Here is a 17,892-nt window from a genome sequence, read left to right on the forward strand (position 1 = left end):
ATACCTTTTTAATAAGTTTCTTTTAATTCTATAGATTGAACTGCCACCTCTGCATAAGCATCGTTTGGCTCGTCTTGATCATATTCTGGTTTTACTTGAGAGAGGAATTTTGTGGATTGTGTATAACAACCCACTTTAAAATATCCTGTTTGATCTACAGAAGTATACGTTTTGTTGTAACGTTGTCCATTTTCTAAGTTTCTGATATTAACAGTAATATCACCCTTATCAACAATCACTTCTACTTCTAAACGATCTCCCATTTTGTATTCAATATTTGTTCGTTCCTTAAAGTTCTCGTTGTAAACGATGTGTAATCCCCAAGGGGTCGACGAACGTGTACTTTCCGAGTACTGCACTCTCAGTGGTTCATCCTGAGGCCCGTGGATCTGTACCATGGAAACCTCTGGCTTGACCACCGGTAAGTGTGTTACTCTTAATACCGTTTTTAAATATTGATACTGTTGAACACTCCAATAATTGTCTCCACCACCAACACGTTGTCTTAACTCGCAACGTGGGTAGTAAGAACCTCTAGTGGTTGTTCCTGCACAATGTCCTTTAAATAATACTTCGTTATTTTTTGCGTGGAAGTAAGGAAACCATTCGTAATCGACTAAATCACCATCTTTGATTTCTAGTGGATTTCTATTTCTCAACTCCGGATCAGTAACATATCTGTTATCATTTCCATCTGCGTCTACTGGAAGAGTTACTTTCCATTGTACTAATGATGGGATAACATCCGTAGGTTTCTGATCGGCATCTGGCACTTCGTCTTCTTTGTATTCTTCAATAGCAAAATCGTCGAAACGTCCTTCTTGAGTATAGAATCTACCTCCAATAATTACCAAAGAATCTGATGATGTGAATCGAACAGAGGTCTTCGAATACTCATCTGTAGTTACTGATGAGATCACTTCACTTTCATCACTTAGCTTTACAAATAGTGTAAGTCCACCTTTCACATAAAGTGATAGTTGGTATTCCACACCTGGCGTAACACGAATCACTTGAGATAATTGATCACCTTCTGATGTCACTTTAGCAGCTCTATCACCAGAATTGACATTACTTTCTCCTGTAGAATTATTCACCGTACCCTCATGATCCCAATCTGGGAAACTTTGCTTCTCCAAGCTTGGATCAATAATAGTCAACAATTCAAGTTCGGGTTCTTCTTCCGGAGTTTCGTTTTCATCTTGATCCTGATCTGCATCAGGGTTCGATGGCACTTCCTCGTCCGGTTTAGAAGTAATCTCGTCCTCTACTTTATTGTTTGTACAGTTCACAAGACTGAACAGTAGAAAAAGGAAACCAATTATTTTATAAGTCTTACTCATGTAAAGCGAATTGAAAATAACTTTGCATGGGATAGACCAAAGCCTATCCCATTGGGGAAAAAATATTGTTTAGTAACCAGGGTTTTGTTGTAACACCCCTTTACTTGTATCCAACTCTCTTTGAGGAATTGGAAGTAATAAGTGGCGTTTATCAAAACGTAAACCTTGATCTCTCATGAAGTTGGTAATGGTAGCTTCCAAATCACCTGTTCTTTCTAAGTCGAACCAACGTTGGTTTTCGTATAGGAATTCTTTACGACGCTCGTTCGCTAAAGTAGGCTTCGTGATGTTTTCTAAAGCATCTAAACCTGCTCTTGCTCTTACTTGGTTAAAGTAATCTAAAGCCACTGCATCGTTTGTTTGGAAGTTGTCGCCAATTACAGCTTCAACATAAAGTAATAGCACGTCAGTATATCTAATCAAGACATAATCGTTACCAGCTAGTCTAATATTATTGGCTTGTGTTACAAATTTGCCACAGCCTTTACGTACACCTCTTTGATCGATAATGTTGGCAGTATATCTTAAATCCTCTCCGCTAACACCTGGCTGAGATTCATACAAATTGATCATATTATCTGTAGCGTAGTTATGCGAACCTTGCTCAAATAAAAAGTAATAAGAGAATTCTTGAGAGTTTTCTGTGTTATCATCAATGAATTGGATTGGGAAAATGATTTCGCTTCCTAATTCTTGATAGAAAATAGTACGGTAGTCAGGAGTAAGTGTGAATTGACCAGTATTAATCACATTCTCTAACATATTTTTTGCTTCATCATATCTTTTAAATTGTAAAAGATATTTCGCCAACATTGTTTCTGCAGATTCTTTGTTTGCTCTTCCTAAAGGAATTTGCGCTGTTGTTGGCAAGTTCTCTACAGCAAAAGTTAAATCAGATTCAACTAAAGCATACACTTCATCAGGAGCGGCTTGTTTGTAACCTTCCGTATCTCCTTCTTTTACAATTCTATCTGCTAAAGGCACATGACCAAATAAACGAACTGCATTGAAATGTAGGTAACCACGAACAAATTTAGCTTCTGCTTCAAATTGTTGTTTTTTAGCTGGGTCTACCACGTTATCGATGTTCGCTAACACCAAGTTACAACGGTAGATCGTCATGTATAACTGTTTCCAGTAGTTGGCAACTACAGAGTTTGTTGTTAGAATAGTAAATGTTTCGAACTGTGCCCAGTCACCTACACCACTACGTGTACCTGCGTTGTCAGATCTCATTTCTAAAATCGCATACTCTTGTTGTACTACTTCTTGTAAACCTGAGTAGATACCAATTACAGCAGTCTCTACTTCGTCGTCGTTTTTCAAGTAGTTATCAACAGCTACTTCCGAGTAAGGATATTCTGTCAAGAAGCTATCACAAGCTGTAAAGCTCATCAATAGTAAGACAGTGAATATATATTTAATTGAAGTTTTCATTTCTAAAGTGAGGATTAAAATTCAGCGTTGATACCTAAAATAAATGAACGAGGAATTGGAGCAGAACCTCTTTGATAACCATAGTTGATTGGTCCTTCATCGCGAATACCTTCTGGGTTGAATGAAGTATAACCATCTGACATGATGTATAACAGGTTGGTACCTGAAGCGTAAACTCTTGCCTTGTTAAGACCAACTTTACCTGCAATGTTAGTCGGTAAAGAATAACCCACATTAAAGTTTCTCAAAGCAATAAATGATGCATCTTGTACCATATCGTCTGTAAGAATTCTTTCTCTAACGTATGGCATATCCTCGAAGAATTGAGTGTTTGGTCTTTGACCTTGCATTGTTTGATATTCATAGTACTGAGGGTCGATGTTCAATACCTGACCACCCATAGAACCTTGGAACATAAACATTACATCAAAACGTCCGATTTGGAAGTTGTTAGTTACCGACCAGATGAAGTTAGGATAAGGTGAACCGATAATTGTACGGTCATTCTCGTCAATAACACCATCGCCGTTCAAGTCTTGTACATAACCCATTTGAGAAGTACCACCGATTGGCCAGAAACCTTCGTTCAAATATTCGAAAGGCACCTTACCATCATCTCCTTTTGATCTGTCGATTTTATAACCGTAGAAAGAAGAAATTGGGTGACCTGTTGTTGCAATCCAGTTGGCAGGACGCTTATCATCTACAATAGTAATTAAGCTATCCACTCCACCAAATTCTAACAATTTGTTTTCGTTAGTGGATGCATTTGCAGTAAGTGTCCACTTAAATTTATCTGTTTGGATAGGCTTAACATTGATCTCGAATTCCCAACCTTGGTTTTGTACTTGACCTAAATTGACAGTTCTTTGGTCGAAACCTGTTATCGAAGGAATTTGCTGAGTTAACAATAGATCATTTGATCTACGACGGTACCATTCGATTGAACCGAATAATCTGTTTCCGAATAATCCCCAATCTAAACCTGGGTTCAATTCTACTTGTTGCTCCCAACGTAAATCTGGCTGAGCAATGTTTGCAGGATTATAACCTGAAGAAATACTTCCGTTAACTACAGATGATGATGGATACATTCTACCCAACGCATCGTAAAGACCAATACCTTGGTTGTTACCTGTAATACCATAAGAGATTCTAGGTTTTAAAACTGATACCCAATCCACTCCTTTCATAAAGTTTTCTTCTGTAATTCTCCAACCAAATGAACCTGCTGGGAAAATACCGTATTTATAGTTCTGACCGAATCTAGAACTACCATCCGTTCTCATTGATACCGAGAATAAGTACTTGTCGTTGTATGCGTAATTCACACGAGCAAATACAGAGTGAAGTGTTTCTACTCCGATGTATTCATCACCAAATGCAATAACTGAAGCGGCATTGATTGTTTTCACCGCATCGTTGGTGTAACCTGTACCAATAGTCTCTGTAAAGTGCGTTTGACGTCTTTCGAATGACATACCCAACGTAGCATTGATATCATGCAAGCCATTGATGTTCTTATTGTATGTAAAGTAGTTATCGTTAATCCAGTTAAAATCTCTGTACGTTCTATTACGAAGACGAGCATCAGAAGCACCGTTACGAGTAGCTTTTGTACCATCATAGTAGTTACGAACACGATCTCTATAAGTCGCAGTGAATGATGTACGGAAGTTTAATCCTTTCATCACTTTATATTTTAAGTACATACCTGTATAGATACGGTGTGTTAACTCTTTATGGTCTCTTTCTACGATGTTCGCGTAAGGGTTGGAGTTGTTTGTTACCGATACGTTTGGTAGTACCTTATTTTCAGGATCGCTTGGATCTGGATAGTTGTTGAAGTGTGATTCTTGTGCATAATCACCTACAGCAACATTAGGGAAGTTCTCTCTGTCCACGAAGTTAATCGTGTGCTCATCATGTTTGATAGGTAACCATGTAGACTGACGAAGTGATTCATGAAGAGAAGTTGGGAAAACTTGCTTTTGCTCTCTTACCGGGTTAACGTTTAAACCTAACTCTAAACGTCTAGTAAGTTTACTTTTTAACTTGAAACGTAAGTTCATTTTTGAATACGAATCGGCTAATAAAACACCGTCGTCTTTTAAGTAAGCACCTGATACATTAAAGGTGGTATTATCAGATCCCCCTGAAGCAGATAACGAATAAGACTGTATGTTTCCATCTTCAAAAATGATATCCTGCCAATCTTTTTCAGGAGCATCTCCTAAGATCTCCTGCATGTAGTTCATTCTCGTTAATGTAGTGTTTGCTTTACCTACCACATAATCTCTTTGTTCAGTAGGTAGATCTGCTGGCCAATTTTGATCGATGTTGGCAATGTAATTTTCGATGTTGGCTTTGTTCTCTGCCACAGTTGGACGGAAGTTGTCTCTTTGATAAGACCATTTACGACCATAGTAAGTATTGAAGTTGAACTTAGTGTCTCCAGACTGTCCTGATTTTGTAGTAATCATGATCACACCATTACCACCTCTGGAACCGAAGATTGCTGCAGAAGATGCATCCTTTAATACTTCTATTGAAGCTACATCGTTCATATCTAATGAAGCCATGTAATCATCTTCTACCAAAACTCCATCTACTACAATAGCAGGGCCAGATCCGGCAGCGATTGATCCTACACCACGAACTTGAATTGTTGGAGCTTCACCCGCTTGAGGGTTTGTTTGTTGAATGTTTACACCTGATACTTGACCAATTAAAGCATCATCCACACGAGATACTGGCAATTGGTCCAGCTTTTCGTTGGTTACTTTAGAGATTGCACCAGTTAAGTGAGATTTCTTTTGTGTACCGTAACCTACAACTACCACCTCATTGAGTTGTTCAGTTGATTCAGTTAAGGCAACATTGATTGAAGTTTGAGTGCCTACAACGATTTCTTGTTCTTCCATACCTATATAACGATACACTAAAATATCTTCCGGAGAAGCCATTATTGAGTAGTTACCGTCAAAATCTGAAATTGTTCCTGTTGTTGTTCCTTTGATAAAAATCGAAACACCCGGAATAGGATCATTGTCCGTTTGCGAAGTTATTGTACCCGAAATTTGCGATTGAGCAAATGCCGAAGAACTCGCCAGCATAAGCACCATAAAAGCAAGTGTCAGATGCCATTTTTGAAGTATTAATTTTAACATTTATCTACAGTTTAACGAAGTTCATTTGTGAATTTTATACACTGGATGTTGGTTGACCAAAAATAGAAATAATTTTTAAGTGAATTAATGACACTTATCAGTATTTTCATAAAAAAACCTTAATACTTATAAATTTTTCATTTTTTCACACTAAAAAGGCAACTTTAATTTTAAATATAGAGTTTAAGTCAGTCAATTTTATTTTCATTTCATTTAATGATAAAACTTGAAATAATATTTATCTATACATTCAAATACAATTCAATTTCAATCATTTAATAGTTCACATCTCTAATTTGGTTACCCAATCCAATTTCACTTCAATAAATTATTATAATTATTTCATTACTTTTTAAGCATAAAAACCTCACAAATAAATTAAAAGATTATTTAAATTATAAGTAAGGTTTTATTTTTAGCTATTTCAATCAATAAATTGATTATTCAAATGTAGTATATCGATTATCCTCTTAGTTCAGAGATAATCTCAAGAGATTCTTTTGTTAAATTTTTGATACCTTCTAAATCGAAGTTACCATTCGCGTCTTTCACCATTAATTGAGACCCCATTCCAACACAATGAACACCTGATTTGATCCATTCTGTAATGTTTTCTCTTTCTGGTTTAACACCTCCCGTAGGCATAATCGACGACCATGGGAAAGGTCCTTTTACAGCTTTTACAAAATCCGGTCCACCTACTTGTTGACCTGGGAAGATTTTTACAACCTCACAACCTAATTCTTCTGCTTGTTGGATTTCTGTAAGAGAACCACAGCCAGGAGACCAAGCTACTTTACGACGGTTACAAACCTTCGCCATTTCTGGATTCATAATCGGAGAAACGATAAAGTTTGCTCCTAATTGAAGATATAAAGCAGTGGTTGGAGCGTCGATGACAGAACCAATACCCAAGATCATTTCAGGTAATTCTGTCGCTGACCATTTTACTAATTCTGCAAAGATTTCATGCGCAAAATCTCCACGGTTAGTAAATTCGAATACACGTGCACCACCTTCGTATGTTGCTTTCAAAACTTGCTTACATACATCGATATCTTTATGGTAGAATACAGGAATCATGCCTGTATCATACATTTTTTGTGCAACTTCAATTCTTGTGAAACGTGCCATTGTTTGTTCTTTTATTTAGTATCCCTAAGGAATATTTTTTAATCTTTATCTGTTGATCAATCCGTTTTTAGGACCATTCATCAAGGCCTCGACTTCATCTACTGTTACCATGTTTTGATCTCCAGCAATTAGATGCTTTAAAGTAGAAGCTGCTGCTGCAAATTCTACCGCTTCTTGTTTTGTTGAGTAGTTACGTAAACCGTAAATTAAAGCAGCCATAAATGAATCTCCACCACCCACTCTATCTACTATGTGAGTGATATCGTAGTTGGCCGATCTATATACTTTTTCGCCATCATAAATCACCCCTTGCCAAGTGTTATGAGATGCAGAAATACTACCACGAGCAGTGAAAGCTACTACTTTACAGTTGGGATATTTTTTCATCATATCTTCTCCTGCAAGTGCATAAAGCTCATCAGAAACTTCTTGTTCTACCACATTTACATCTGGGTGAATACCCGACATTACATCGCAGTACCCTAATAATTCTGGCATTACTTCAGTGTGATCTTTTCCCCACTGCCATAAGTTTTTACGGAAGTTGTAATCGCCAGAAATGGTTAATCCCATTTCTCTAGCTGCTACTAAAGCTTCTTTAGTTACCGCTGCAGCTGATGCTGATAATGCAGGTGTAATTCCTGTCCAGTGGAACCAATCTGCTCCTTCGAAAGCTGCTTTCCAATCGATAGATCCTTCTTCGATAGTAGCAATTGATGACCCAGCACGGTCATATATCACTTTACTACTTCTGTAAACAGCACCATTTTCAAAGAAAATAATACCGATACGATCGCCACCATATACTACTTTAGAAGTATCTACACCAAGACCTCTTAATGTATTGATCACCTTTTCAGATAGATCGTTTTTAGGTACTCTTGTAATGTAAGATACATCCTCACCAAATTGAGCTAAAGATGCAGCAACATTTGACTCTGCACCAGCAAATCTCAGATCCAAGCAGTTTGATTGTTTCAAACGTAAATCGCCTTGAGCTGCTAGATTAAGTAGCACCTCACCAAAAGTGACTATCTTTTTCATTTATTTATTTGGTGTATAAGTGGTTTTTAACATGATTGATTTGACAGCTACCTCACCGTATGAGCTATATGGCTCGTCGCGAGATCCCTTCTTAATTTGACTTTGGAATTTAGATGCCTGGGTATAGCAACCAACTTTAAAATAGCCAGTGTCATCCATAGATTTCCAAGTCTTTTTGTATTTAGTGCCTTGAGTCAGGTTTTGAATCTGACAAGTGATATACCCTTTGTCTACCAAGACAGATATTTTTAACTGCTCTCCCATGTTGTAAGGGATTGCGTTTTCGTAATCTTTATTGTTCTCGTTCCAGACAATATAAACACCTTTCTTTGTATGGTATTGAACTCTTAATGGCTCATCTTCTGGACCATGAATTTGTACCATACACACCTCTGGTTTTTCGGTTGGAACGTGTGTTACTCTTAATTGTGTTTCTAAATATTGAGCGTCGTTTACAGACCAGTATAAGTTACCGTGACCTGAACGTTGTCTTAATTCTGAACGAGGATATTTTGATCCTTTTGTTGTTGCTCCTGCCGCATGAGCTCTAAAGAACACCTCACCATCTTTTGCGAAGAAGTAAGGTCTGTATTCGAAATCAATAATACCATTATCTGCAATTTCTAATGGCGTTTTGATTCTCTGATTCACATCAAATACTCTTTTGTTATCTCTACCTTGAGCATCTATTGGTAAAGTGATTTTCCAATCGGTCAATGAAGGAATCACATCTGTTGGGTATTGATGATTTTCATCTAGTTCTTGATTTAAAATCACTACTTTGAAATCATCAAAACGAACTTGTCTATCTGTATATCTACCTCCAATTGTAACAAATTTTCCTTTTGCTGGAGCAGTAAACTCAATGCTTACTATTTGAAATTCTTTTGTATCGAAATCTTGAACGAATTCATCACCTTTCACTTTTGCGAAGATTTGACCTCTACCTTTCACGGCAACGTCTAATCTGTATTCTAATGAAGGATATATTTTTACCATTTGTCTTACTTCAGCTTTAGCATCCATTTTAGCCGATTTTACACCGCTATGACAGACATCTGAAGAAGATACTTTTCCTGTAGTTTCCCAATTGGCTAGTTTGCTTTCGAAACCGCCATTGACTACAAGAATTGGATTTAATGTTTCTTGGTTAGATGCCGCAGCACCTTTTACTTGTTTTAGTTTTACGTCATCAATTCGTGCTTGTCCGTTATTGTACTTTGCACCAATGATTACATTTTTAGCTTTTCCGCTATTAAAAGCGATTTCTACAGTAGCAAACTTCTTGTTGTCGGTATTTACTTCTTGTTTTTTCCCTTTTACAGAAACAAAAGCTGTAGCATTACCTTTAACAGCTAACGTTAATATATAATCGGTTTTAGGTTCTACTCTTACAAATTGAGTAACCTCTGCACCTTTCTCTGCTAGTTTAGCTGAACCGTTACCAGAATTGGCATCTTGAGATTTTTGTACTTTACCTTTTACCTCCCAGTTTTTTAAACCGTCTTCGAACCCACTGTTTACAATAACGATAGGTTGTTGTGCAAAGGCAAGGTTAGATTGCCAGATAAGTAGTAGTAATAATAATCCTTTGATCGTTTGTTTCATTTCTGTAGTCATTTAAGAAATACCGGACCGCCTATTGAGTGCGGCCCGATATTAATATATTTAATTCAATATCCGTTACGAGAACGCTAAGCCACCGTTGATATCGATATTGTTACCTGAAAGGAATGAAGAACTATCTGATGCTAAGTAAACTACTAAATCAGCTACTTCTTCCGCACGACCTTCACGCTTCAATGCAGTTGCGTTGGCAACGTTTACACGTGCTTGATCTGGAGTGTGATCATCGTGGAATTTAGTTGCGATCATACCTGGGCAAAGTGCGTTAACACGAACACCGATAGGACCTAGTTCTTTCGCCATACCACGAGTGAAGCCCATAACTGCTGCTTTAGATGCACCGTAAAGAGTAGCACCAGGACCAGCACCGTCACGACCTGCTTGAGAAGCGAAGTTTACGATTGAACCACCTTCACCTAAGTAAGGACGAACCGCTTTAGTCATAGACCAAACAGTTTTGAAGTTCAAGTCCATTAATAAGTTATACCAGTTTTCGTCTTGCTCTTCGATTTTCTTACGACCAACGATACCTCCTGCAACGTTTACAAGAATATCGATACGATCGCCATGCATTTTAACTGTTTCAGCTACTACGTTTTCAACGTCTGCTGTATTCATCAAATCGCCAGGAACAGTGATCACCTCTGCACCAAATTCAGCTGCTAAACGAACTGTTTCTGCTGCATTTTCTTCTGCATTTTCTTCAGCTGCATAGTAGTTTGCTACTACTCTTGCACCTGCCTTTGCCATAGCTAAAGTAATCTCACGTCCGATGTCACGTACACCACCTGTTACGATGGCAACTTTTCCTGATAAGTTCATAATTTTAAAACTAATTTATTTAGATATTTTTTTTTGAAATAATAGCACTTAATTAAAAGTGACAATGAGGGTTTATCATCAAAATTTTGAGGGCGATTGATGATAAACCCTATATATTTTATTTTAGTCTTCTTCTACCGGCTTAATGTCTTTAGCCAAGAAGAAAATTGCAATAACGCTCAATGGTACAAACGCTGCGATCATACCGAATACAATGTTGTAGTTTGTAATCTGTGAAACAATGAAGTTCATCAATACCACAGACAATACACCTACAGTACCACCGAATCCGGCTAGAGTACCAACATTTTTTCCAGAGAAGAAATCAGATGGTAAAGTTTGTACGTTACCAATTGAGAATTGGAAACCAAACAATACTACTGCTACGATGTAAACAAACCAATCTGGGTTGTGCGATAAATCGATGCTTAATACTGCGATCAATCCCGATAACATTAAAGTAGAACCAATAATGATGGTCTGCTTACGTGCTCTGTTGGTTGTATGACCTTGTTTAATTAGTAAACCTGAATAGTAACCACCCGATACAGAACCTAAAGCGGCTCCTACGTATGGAATCCAAGCAAATGCACCAATTTCTTTCACATCGAAACCATAAACATCGGCTAAGTAAATTGGCATCCAACCTACGAATAACCACCAAATTGGTTCTAAGAAGAAACGTGATACTAATACAGACCAAGCTTGTTTGTATGATAAGATTTTACTTAATGGAAGTGCAACTGCATTCTCATCGTTATCAGCTTTGGACTGACCAGATTTAATGTAGTGACATTCTTCTTCAGTCATCCAAGGGTGTTTTGTTGGTGTTCCTTTGTTAATTAACAACCAAGGAATGATCCATAACATACCCAACGAACCGATGATCATGAATGTAGTTTGCCATCCGAACGCCACAAATAAAGCAGCGATAAAAGGAGGAGCCACTACAGACCCTAAAGAAGCACCTGCGTTAAATAAACCTTGTGCAAAAGCTCTTTCTTTAATTGGGAACCATTCTGCATTACTTTTAGCTGCTCCAGGCCAGTTACCTGCCTCACCAAAACCTAATGTAGAACGGAAGAATCCAAGAGAGAAAATACCTCTTGCGAATGTATGACAGAAAGAAGAGATAGACCAAATACCGATCGAAATTACATATCCGAAACGTGTACCCACTTTATCAAAAATTCTTCCTGAGAATGACTGACCTAATGCATAGAATACCATAAAGACGTTCAAAATAACTGCATAATCAGTCTTGTCTAAACCTAAACTTTCTCCGATACCACCTTCACCTGGGAACATCATTGATAACGCAGATCTATCAATATAATTGATAATTGTAGCGATGGCGATTAGACCAATAATTGCCCAACGTAAATTCTTACCGAATGGCTTAATACCTTGCTCAGTAGGCTTTTTATTTTCTATTGTTGTAGCCATGTTCTAAGTAGTTTGTTAAGTGAATTAATCTTCTTGTTTACCTGTTAGGTAAGCTGGCTTAGAACCGTCTAAGAAGTCCATACGTGCAGGACCGAAAGTATCGATCAACATACCGTCTTCTAAACATTCAGCTTCGTGCTCAACGTCTGGCTCACAATAGAATGCATCTCCTTTGTTAATTGTTTTCCACTCTTCACCGATTCTCATTCTGAAAGAACCTTCTACTACATAAGTTACTTGTGAATGAAAATGAGAGTGAGGAGTACCTACAGCACCTTTCTCAAATTTCACTTTTACAGCCATTAATTGATTGTCATAACCGATGATTTGACGAGAAATACCGTTTCCTAATTCTTCCCACTCATTTTCTGAAGATACGAAGAATGGTTTTGATTGTATCTTTTCCATTTTTTACTAAAGTTTAGAAATTGTTAATCGTAAATGTGTTTGTTCAATTAGCACCAGATAACATTGAGTACAGAGTATGCACTCAATGCTACCCGATAGTTAATTATTTAGATGGTTGAAAACCTTTATTCATTTCACGTTTCATATCGTAGGCTTTAGCTTCTTCTAAATGTTCCTCGATAGTTGTGACATGTTTACCCACTCTTGGGTAGTACGATTCGATTCTACCCGAACCAATACTTAGGATATTATCAATTGTAGATACTGCCCAGTTTGGATCTTCGAAACGAATTGTTCTTCCTGATGTACCCGCATTGTAGAAAAATAAGTTATCTACATCTAGGCTTTGTACACCCCAAAGCAATACTACACTACCTAATTCTTTATTACCTGATTCTACGAAGTCACAGTTTTTAATTGAAACATATGGACCTGTCGTCGATTCATCATTACCTAAACGAGTAATCTCCATAGCACCTGTCATTACTCTTGTGAACTTACAGTTCTCGATTACGACCTCTTCTGCACTATATCTACCCAATTGTTCTGTCTGACCATTGATATTTAAGGCTACACCCGAAATATTGTAGAACTCAGAATTTTTAATTTCAATTCGATCAGCAAATGTACTTGTGAAGGCACGGAACGCAGTATAATCGGCTGCATCGAAATGATGGAAAGCACAATTATCGATCGTTAAAGTATAATGCTGAATCATTGGAGATTTAGAGGTTGAGATACCAGCTTTTGAGATACCCACTTTAGATCTACCTTTGAAATCGATGTTTCTTATGTTTAAGCTACCTCCATTTTCAATAACGAAGAATGAAACTTGCTTTTGATTCTTTTCGAAGTAGAATTGCGTTCTCTCCGATCCGTTATATACAATAGAAATATTCTTAGTTAAGTGAATATCTTTTGTGAAATTAATTGATGGAGCAGTCACTTCTACAGTAGCACCGTTTTCAGCAGTTTCAATCGCTTTTACTAACTCATCGAAATTACCTACTTTAAGTACTTGATTCGATTGTGCTAAAGCAGTAGCGATTGGTGTGTACCAAGCTGGACCACATTCTTCTTTTTTCACTGGAAGCTCAGGTTTGAATGATTTACTCTCATATAAACCTTCTGCATTCTTTGTATATTCTTCTTTCAATGGTTTCATTCCTGCTTTATATTTTAAAGCTGAACCATCGTTTTTGTATTTGTTTCCTTTAAATGTAAATCCTGAGATATCATCCAATACTGTAAAGATTTCTGATGATTTAGGATTATAGAACACATTGTTTTTGATGGTAATGTGATCAGGAATTTGAGTACGTTCTCTATCAGAACCCACACACAATTCTAAGTGTGGAGTATTGAAGAAGTGGTTACCTTCGATTGTAGCGTGGTGTGCTCTAATGTAACGGTTAGGCAAGGAGTTAGGTACACCGTTCATAATTGGAAGTGGACCGAAGAAACGCTTACCACCTAAATCTTGGAAGTAGTTATTTCTTACGATGTGACCACCGTTAATTACTCTTACACCACCAGCATTTGCTAAATTATGACCGAAGAAGTAGTTGTTTTCTACAATGTTTCTATCGCCATGTCTTAAAGCAAGAACACCTTCTGAAGCTTCAAAAATATTACCTCTAATGATGTTATCTGAAGATTTAATCGATACGATTTCTACTTCACCAGAAACGTGATCGAAATAGTTATTCTCGATTAATGTTTCAGAAGATTCTTCACAATATGTAGATACACCTACACGAAGCGTCTCTCCACCGTTTGATCCTAATTTAGGTCTTTTACCAAAGTAATTATGGTGAATGTGGTGCTTGTTATGACGTGATTCTAAATTATTTAATTTCACAGCCATTAAAACACCGGCATTTAATTTACCTCCAAAATAACAGTGATCTATTTCGTTATTCTGACCGTATAACTCTACCCAAGATGTTTTTTCAAATCTGTCTGCAGGATTGTAATGATCCATTACAACATTCGTTAAACGAGAATTTTTTGCAACTACATCACCTATCTTAAATCTAACCGCTACTCTACCTTTTGCATATCCATCTTTAAAAATCAATCCATCAACAACTAAGTGATTACCACCAATTTCTAAAGAAGAATTTCCTGTAAGTAACGTTTCACCTCTTTTTTCAGCTTTTAATACGATTGGCCTTTCCTCTGTACCTTCACCTTTGAATTTAATCTTAACATCTTTCCAAGTTTGCGCAGCCATAACAATTGTATCGCCAGGTTGTGCATTAGAAATACGTTCTTCTAATTCCTTAACTGTCGTTACTGTGTCTCCAGTAAAAGACTTGAAGGACATGATCAAGGCTGTTGTTAGTAAAGCTACCGTACACAGCTGAACAGTAAAATTCTTCATTTCTAATTTATCTTTTTTCTATTTCTATAATTGATTCAGCGTAGAATCAGATGATTTGTTTGTTCTCAACCCTTTTTGGTGATTGGTTGACCAAATATCATAAATCAATTTTATATTTCCTAAATCGACATATATTTTTCGCAAATTGAATGATATAAATTGTGATTTATTCACACCAAAAGCACGGAAGGCGTTAAAATGAGGCGGATTTTATGAAAAATGTTAAAATTTCAAATTAAAATGAAAATATAACGATCGATACTGGTAAAAATGACTAAAATATATTTTTGTCCATCAGAAAACAAAACCTTAATAATTGTAAAAACAACTCTTTTTAAAAACTGCCTTCAACTATTATTAATCGCCTTTTTTAATCCAATTTCATTTTGATCATCGCTCATCACAATAGAAGACAAGTAGATCTTATTATAGATTGTACACGTTGTTTTACTTTTTTATGATTTTAGTTAATCTTAAAAAAAGATATCACTTCAAGACCCTTTTATAGTGATAAAACATTGCACTATTTCTATATATTATTGCATTTTAACACTTATTGTTAATTTATTTTGATTTTGATGATGGGTAATAAATATCGATTCTCTAAATTGGTCAACCAAAATACCAATAATAGAAAACAACAATGTTTTTTATTTAAGTAAACAATATTGATGAAATGAAAGACAACTTTTAAAGTATGTTTTGAAAAAAAGAATCTGTTTACAAAATCTGATGTTCGCTAACAAATAAATAAAATCATAAAGATGAAAATGAAGAATAACTTATACACAGCAGTCTTGCTAATTCTGTTAAGTGTATCTAACGTTTTCAGTCAGAACGGAAATTTAATTACTTCCGAGGCTCAGCTTCAGGAAATGAAATTGGCTTTAAAAAGTGATAACCTTTTTCACTCAGCGGTAAATGATGCGATTGAAGAAGTGGCTCCCTATTTAAAATCTGGACTTGATGTTCCTGTTCCTAAAGATTTAGCTGGAGGGTACACTCACTCTCAACATAAATTAAATTATACGATTATGCAGAAAGCGGGCATGCTTTACCAATTGACAGGTAATGAGCAATACGCTGAGCTAATCAAAAACACTTTATTAAAATACGCTGAATTATTTCCTACTTTCGATCGTCACCCTGCCACTAGATCGTATTCACCAGGTAAATTTTTCTGGCAGTGTTTAAACGATGCCAATTGGTTGGTTTATACAAGTCAGGCGTACAGTTCGATTTACGAATGGTTGGATGCTGGTACTAGAGATAAATTAAACAAGGAATTATTTAGACCTTATGCTGATTTCTTATCTGTACAAACGCCTCAATTCTTTAACCGTCTGCATAACCATAGTACTTGGGCAAATGCAGCAGTAGGTATGATTGGTTTGGTCATACACGATGAAGATTTAATTCAGAAATCTTTATACGGTCTTCCTTTTGAAAACCTATACGCAAAAGACAACGATGGAGGAGATATTATTAGAGCTGATCAGAAAAAAGCGGGCTTCCTTGCCAACATCGATCATGCTTTTTCTCCTGATGGATATTATTTCGAAGGTCCCTACTACCAAAGATATGCGATGTATCCTTTCTTGATGTATGCGGTAGCATTGGATAGAAATAAAAAGGAACTTGATATTTTCAACTACGACAATAAGATCCTTCTAAAAGGTATCGAAACGCTTGTTCAGTTATCGAATGAGAAAGGGGAATTCTTCCCATTAAACGATGCACAAAAAGGAATGTCTTACTATTCAAGAGAATTGAAACTAGCCATTTCTATCGCTTACGAACACGGTGATGTACATAGAAATGGTCTTTTATCGATTGTAAAAGAATTGAACGCAGTTCCTCTAAACTATGGTGGTTTCTTAGAATCAAATGCTATTGCACAGGGTAAAGCAACGACTTACCAAAAAAGAAGTTTGTTGGTCACTGATGGTAATAAAGGTGATAAAGGAGCGATAGGCATTTTAAGAGGAAGCCGTCAGGAGTACATCATGAAGTTTACCCAACACGGTATGGGACATGGTCATTTCGACCGCCTTTCTTATTTGATGTACAATAAAGGAGATGAGGTGTTACAAGATTATGGTGCTGCTCGTTATGTCAACATCAACCAAAAAGATGGTGGCGGATACTTAAAAGAAAATAAAACATGGGCGAAACAAACTGTAGCTCATAACACCTTAGTGATTGGCGATCGTACGCAATGCAATGCCAAGGTTGAAAAAGCGGAATCGGCTACTCCTGAATTGTATTACTTCAATGCTGAGGATGAAAATGTCCAGATCATGAGTGCTAAAGACAGTATTGCTTATGATGGCGTTCATCAACAAAGAACTTTAGTATTAATTAAAGACAATGCATTTGAAAATCCTTTATTACTTGATTTATTCCGAGCAGACCTTCCTTCTGATCAGAAATTAAGAATGCCTTATAATTATAAAGGTCAGATGATGTATTCTACTTTCGATAATCAACCATTAAATTCTTTACCGGTGATGGGTAAAAAAGATGGTTTCCAATATTTATGGAAAGTAGGTGAAGCGCCATCCAAAGGGGATTTTAATCAGGTCAACTGGTTTAACAATAAAGTGTTCTATACACTCAATATGGCCACTTCTGCAGAGGACAGCATCAATTTTGTTCTTCTTGGCGCCAACGATCCTAAAATGAACCTTAGAAACGACAAGGCTTTCCACTGGTTAAAAACAGGTAAAAAAGGAAGTAATTTATATGCATCCGTATTAGAAACTCACGGAGGTTATTCTTACATCACGGAGTTGGCTCCTCACACGTACAGTAGTATTAAAAATGTAAATGTAGTGTACAATACCAATGCGTATTCTGCTGTGACTTTCGAAAATAAAGAAGGCAAGAAATGGAGATTTATAATGTGCAATAATGATAGCTCCTCTTCATCAAAACATAAATTGAAAATAGGTGAGACTACCTTAAAATGGAAAGGGGTTTACCTATTGGAAGAAATTTAATAATAGATCAAAACTAACAAACGAAAATTTATATATCGGATATCACAGATAGCCACTTTGCAGATGCGGAGTGG

The 17,892-nt window shown here is 36.6% G+C and carries 11 protein-coding genes; 1 reads left to right on the top strand and 10 read right to left on the bottom strand.

Annotated features, from left to right (window positions below):
- Nucleotides 1-8: 8 nt before the first annotated feature.
- The 10 genes from MY04_RS12720 to MY04_RS12765 form a co-directional block, all read right to left on the bottom strand.
- Nucleotides 9-1,343: a polysaccharide lyase family 7 protein gene (locus tag MY04_RS12720; RefSeq protein ID WP_066210133.1), complete on the bottom strand. Its 1,335-nt coding sequence runs from the start codon at nt 1,341-1,343 to the stop codon at nt 9-11.
- A 69-nt stretch (nt 1,344-1,412) separates the two neighbouring features.
- Nucleotides 1,413-2,780, bottom strand: a complete 1,368-nt coding sequence (locus MY04_RS12725; protein WP_066210134.1) for a RagB/SusD family nutrient uptake outer membrane protein — start codon at nt 2,778-2,780, stop codon at nt 1,413-1,415.
- Between the two features lie 14 nt (nt 2,781-2,794).
- The gene (locus MY04_RS12730) at nt 2,795-5,950 is read right to left on the bottom strand and encodes a SusC/RagA family TonB-linked outer membrane protein (RefSeq protein WP_066210135.1); all 3,156 of its coding nucleotides are present in this window, start codon (nt 5,948-5,950) and stop codon (nt 2,795-2,797) included.
- A 462-nt stretch (nt 5,951-6,412) separates the two neighbouring features.
- Complete coding sequence (locus tag MY04_RS12735; protein ID WP_066210136.1) at nt 6,413-7,084, bottom strand: bifunctional 4-hydroxy-2-oxoglutarate aldolase/2-dehydro-3-deoxy-phosphogluconate aldolase; 672 nt, start codon at nt 7,082-7,084, stop codon at nt 6,413-6,415.
- A 45-nt stretch (nt 7,085-7,129) separates the two neighbouring features.
- On the bottom strand, nt 7,130-8,128 hold the full coding sequence (locus MY04_RS12740; protein ID WP_066210137.1) for a sugar kinase: 999 nt from the start codon (nt 8,126-8,128) through the stop codon (nt 7,130-7,132).
- Nucleotides 8,129-9,736 (bottom strand): polysaccharide lyase family 7 protein, encoded by a 1,608-nt coding sequence (locus tag MY04_RS12745; protein ID WP_158297689.1) that lies wholly within the window; start codon nt 9,734-9,736, stop codon nt 8,129-8,131.
- Between the two features lie 75 nt (nt 9,737-9,811).
- Nucleotides 9,812-10,576: an SDR family NAD(P)-dependent oxidoreductase gene (locus MY04_RS12750; RefSeq protein ID WP_066210139.1), complete on the bottom strand. Its 765-nt coding sequence runs from the start codon at nt 10,574-10,576 to the stop codon at nt 9,812-9,814.
- Between the two features lie 123 nt (nt 10,577-10,699).
- Nucleotides 10,700-12,022: an MFS transporter gene (locus MY04_RS12755; protein WP_066210140.1), complete on the bottom strand. Its 1,323-nt coding sequence runs from the start codon at nt 12,020-12,022 to the stop codon at nt 10,700-10,702.
- A gap of 24 nt (nt 12,023-12,046) precedes the next feature.
- A complete protein-coding gene (locus MY04_RS12760) occupies nt 12,047-12,430 on the bottom strand; it encodes a cupin domain-containing protein (protein ID WP_066210141.1) in 384 nt (127 codons plus the stop codon).
- 103 nt (nt 12,431-12,533) lie between these two features.
- On the bottom strand, nt 12,534-14,816 hold the full coding sequence (locus MY04_RS12765; RefSeq protein WP_084005867.1) for a polysaccharide lyase 6 family protein: 2,283 nt from the start codon (nt 14,814-14,816) through the stop codon (nt 12,534-12,536).
- Nucleotides 14,817-15,586: 770 nt separating this feature from the next.
- Between MY04_RS12765 and MY04_RS12770 the strand changes: the two genes are divergently transcribed.
- A complete protein-coding gene (locus MY04_RS12770; protein WP_066213264.1) occupies nt 15,587-17,818 on the top strand; it encodes a heparinase II/III domain-containing protein in 2,232 nt (743 codons plus the stop codon).
- Nucleotides 17,819-17,892: the final 74 nt, after the last annotated feature.

Source organism: Flammeovirga sp. MY04, from assembly GCF_001682195.2.
Classification (GTDB): Bacteria; Bacteroidota; Bacteroidia; order Cytophagales; family Flammeovirgaceae; genus Flammeovirga; species Flammeovirga yaeyamensis.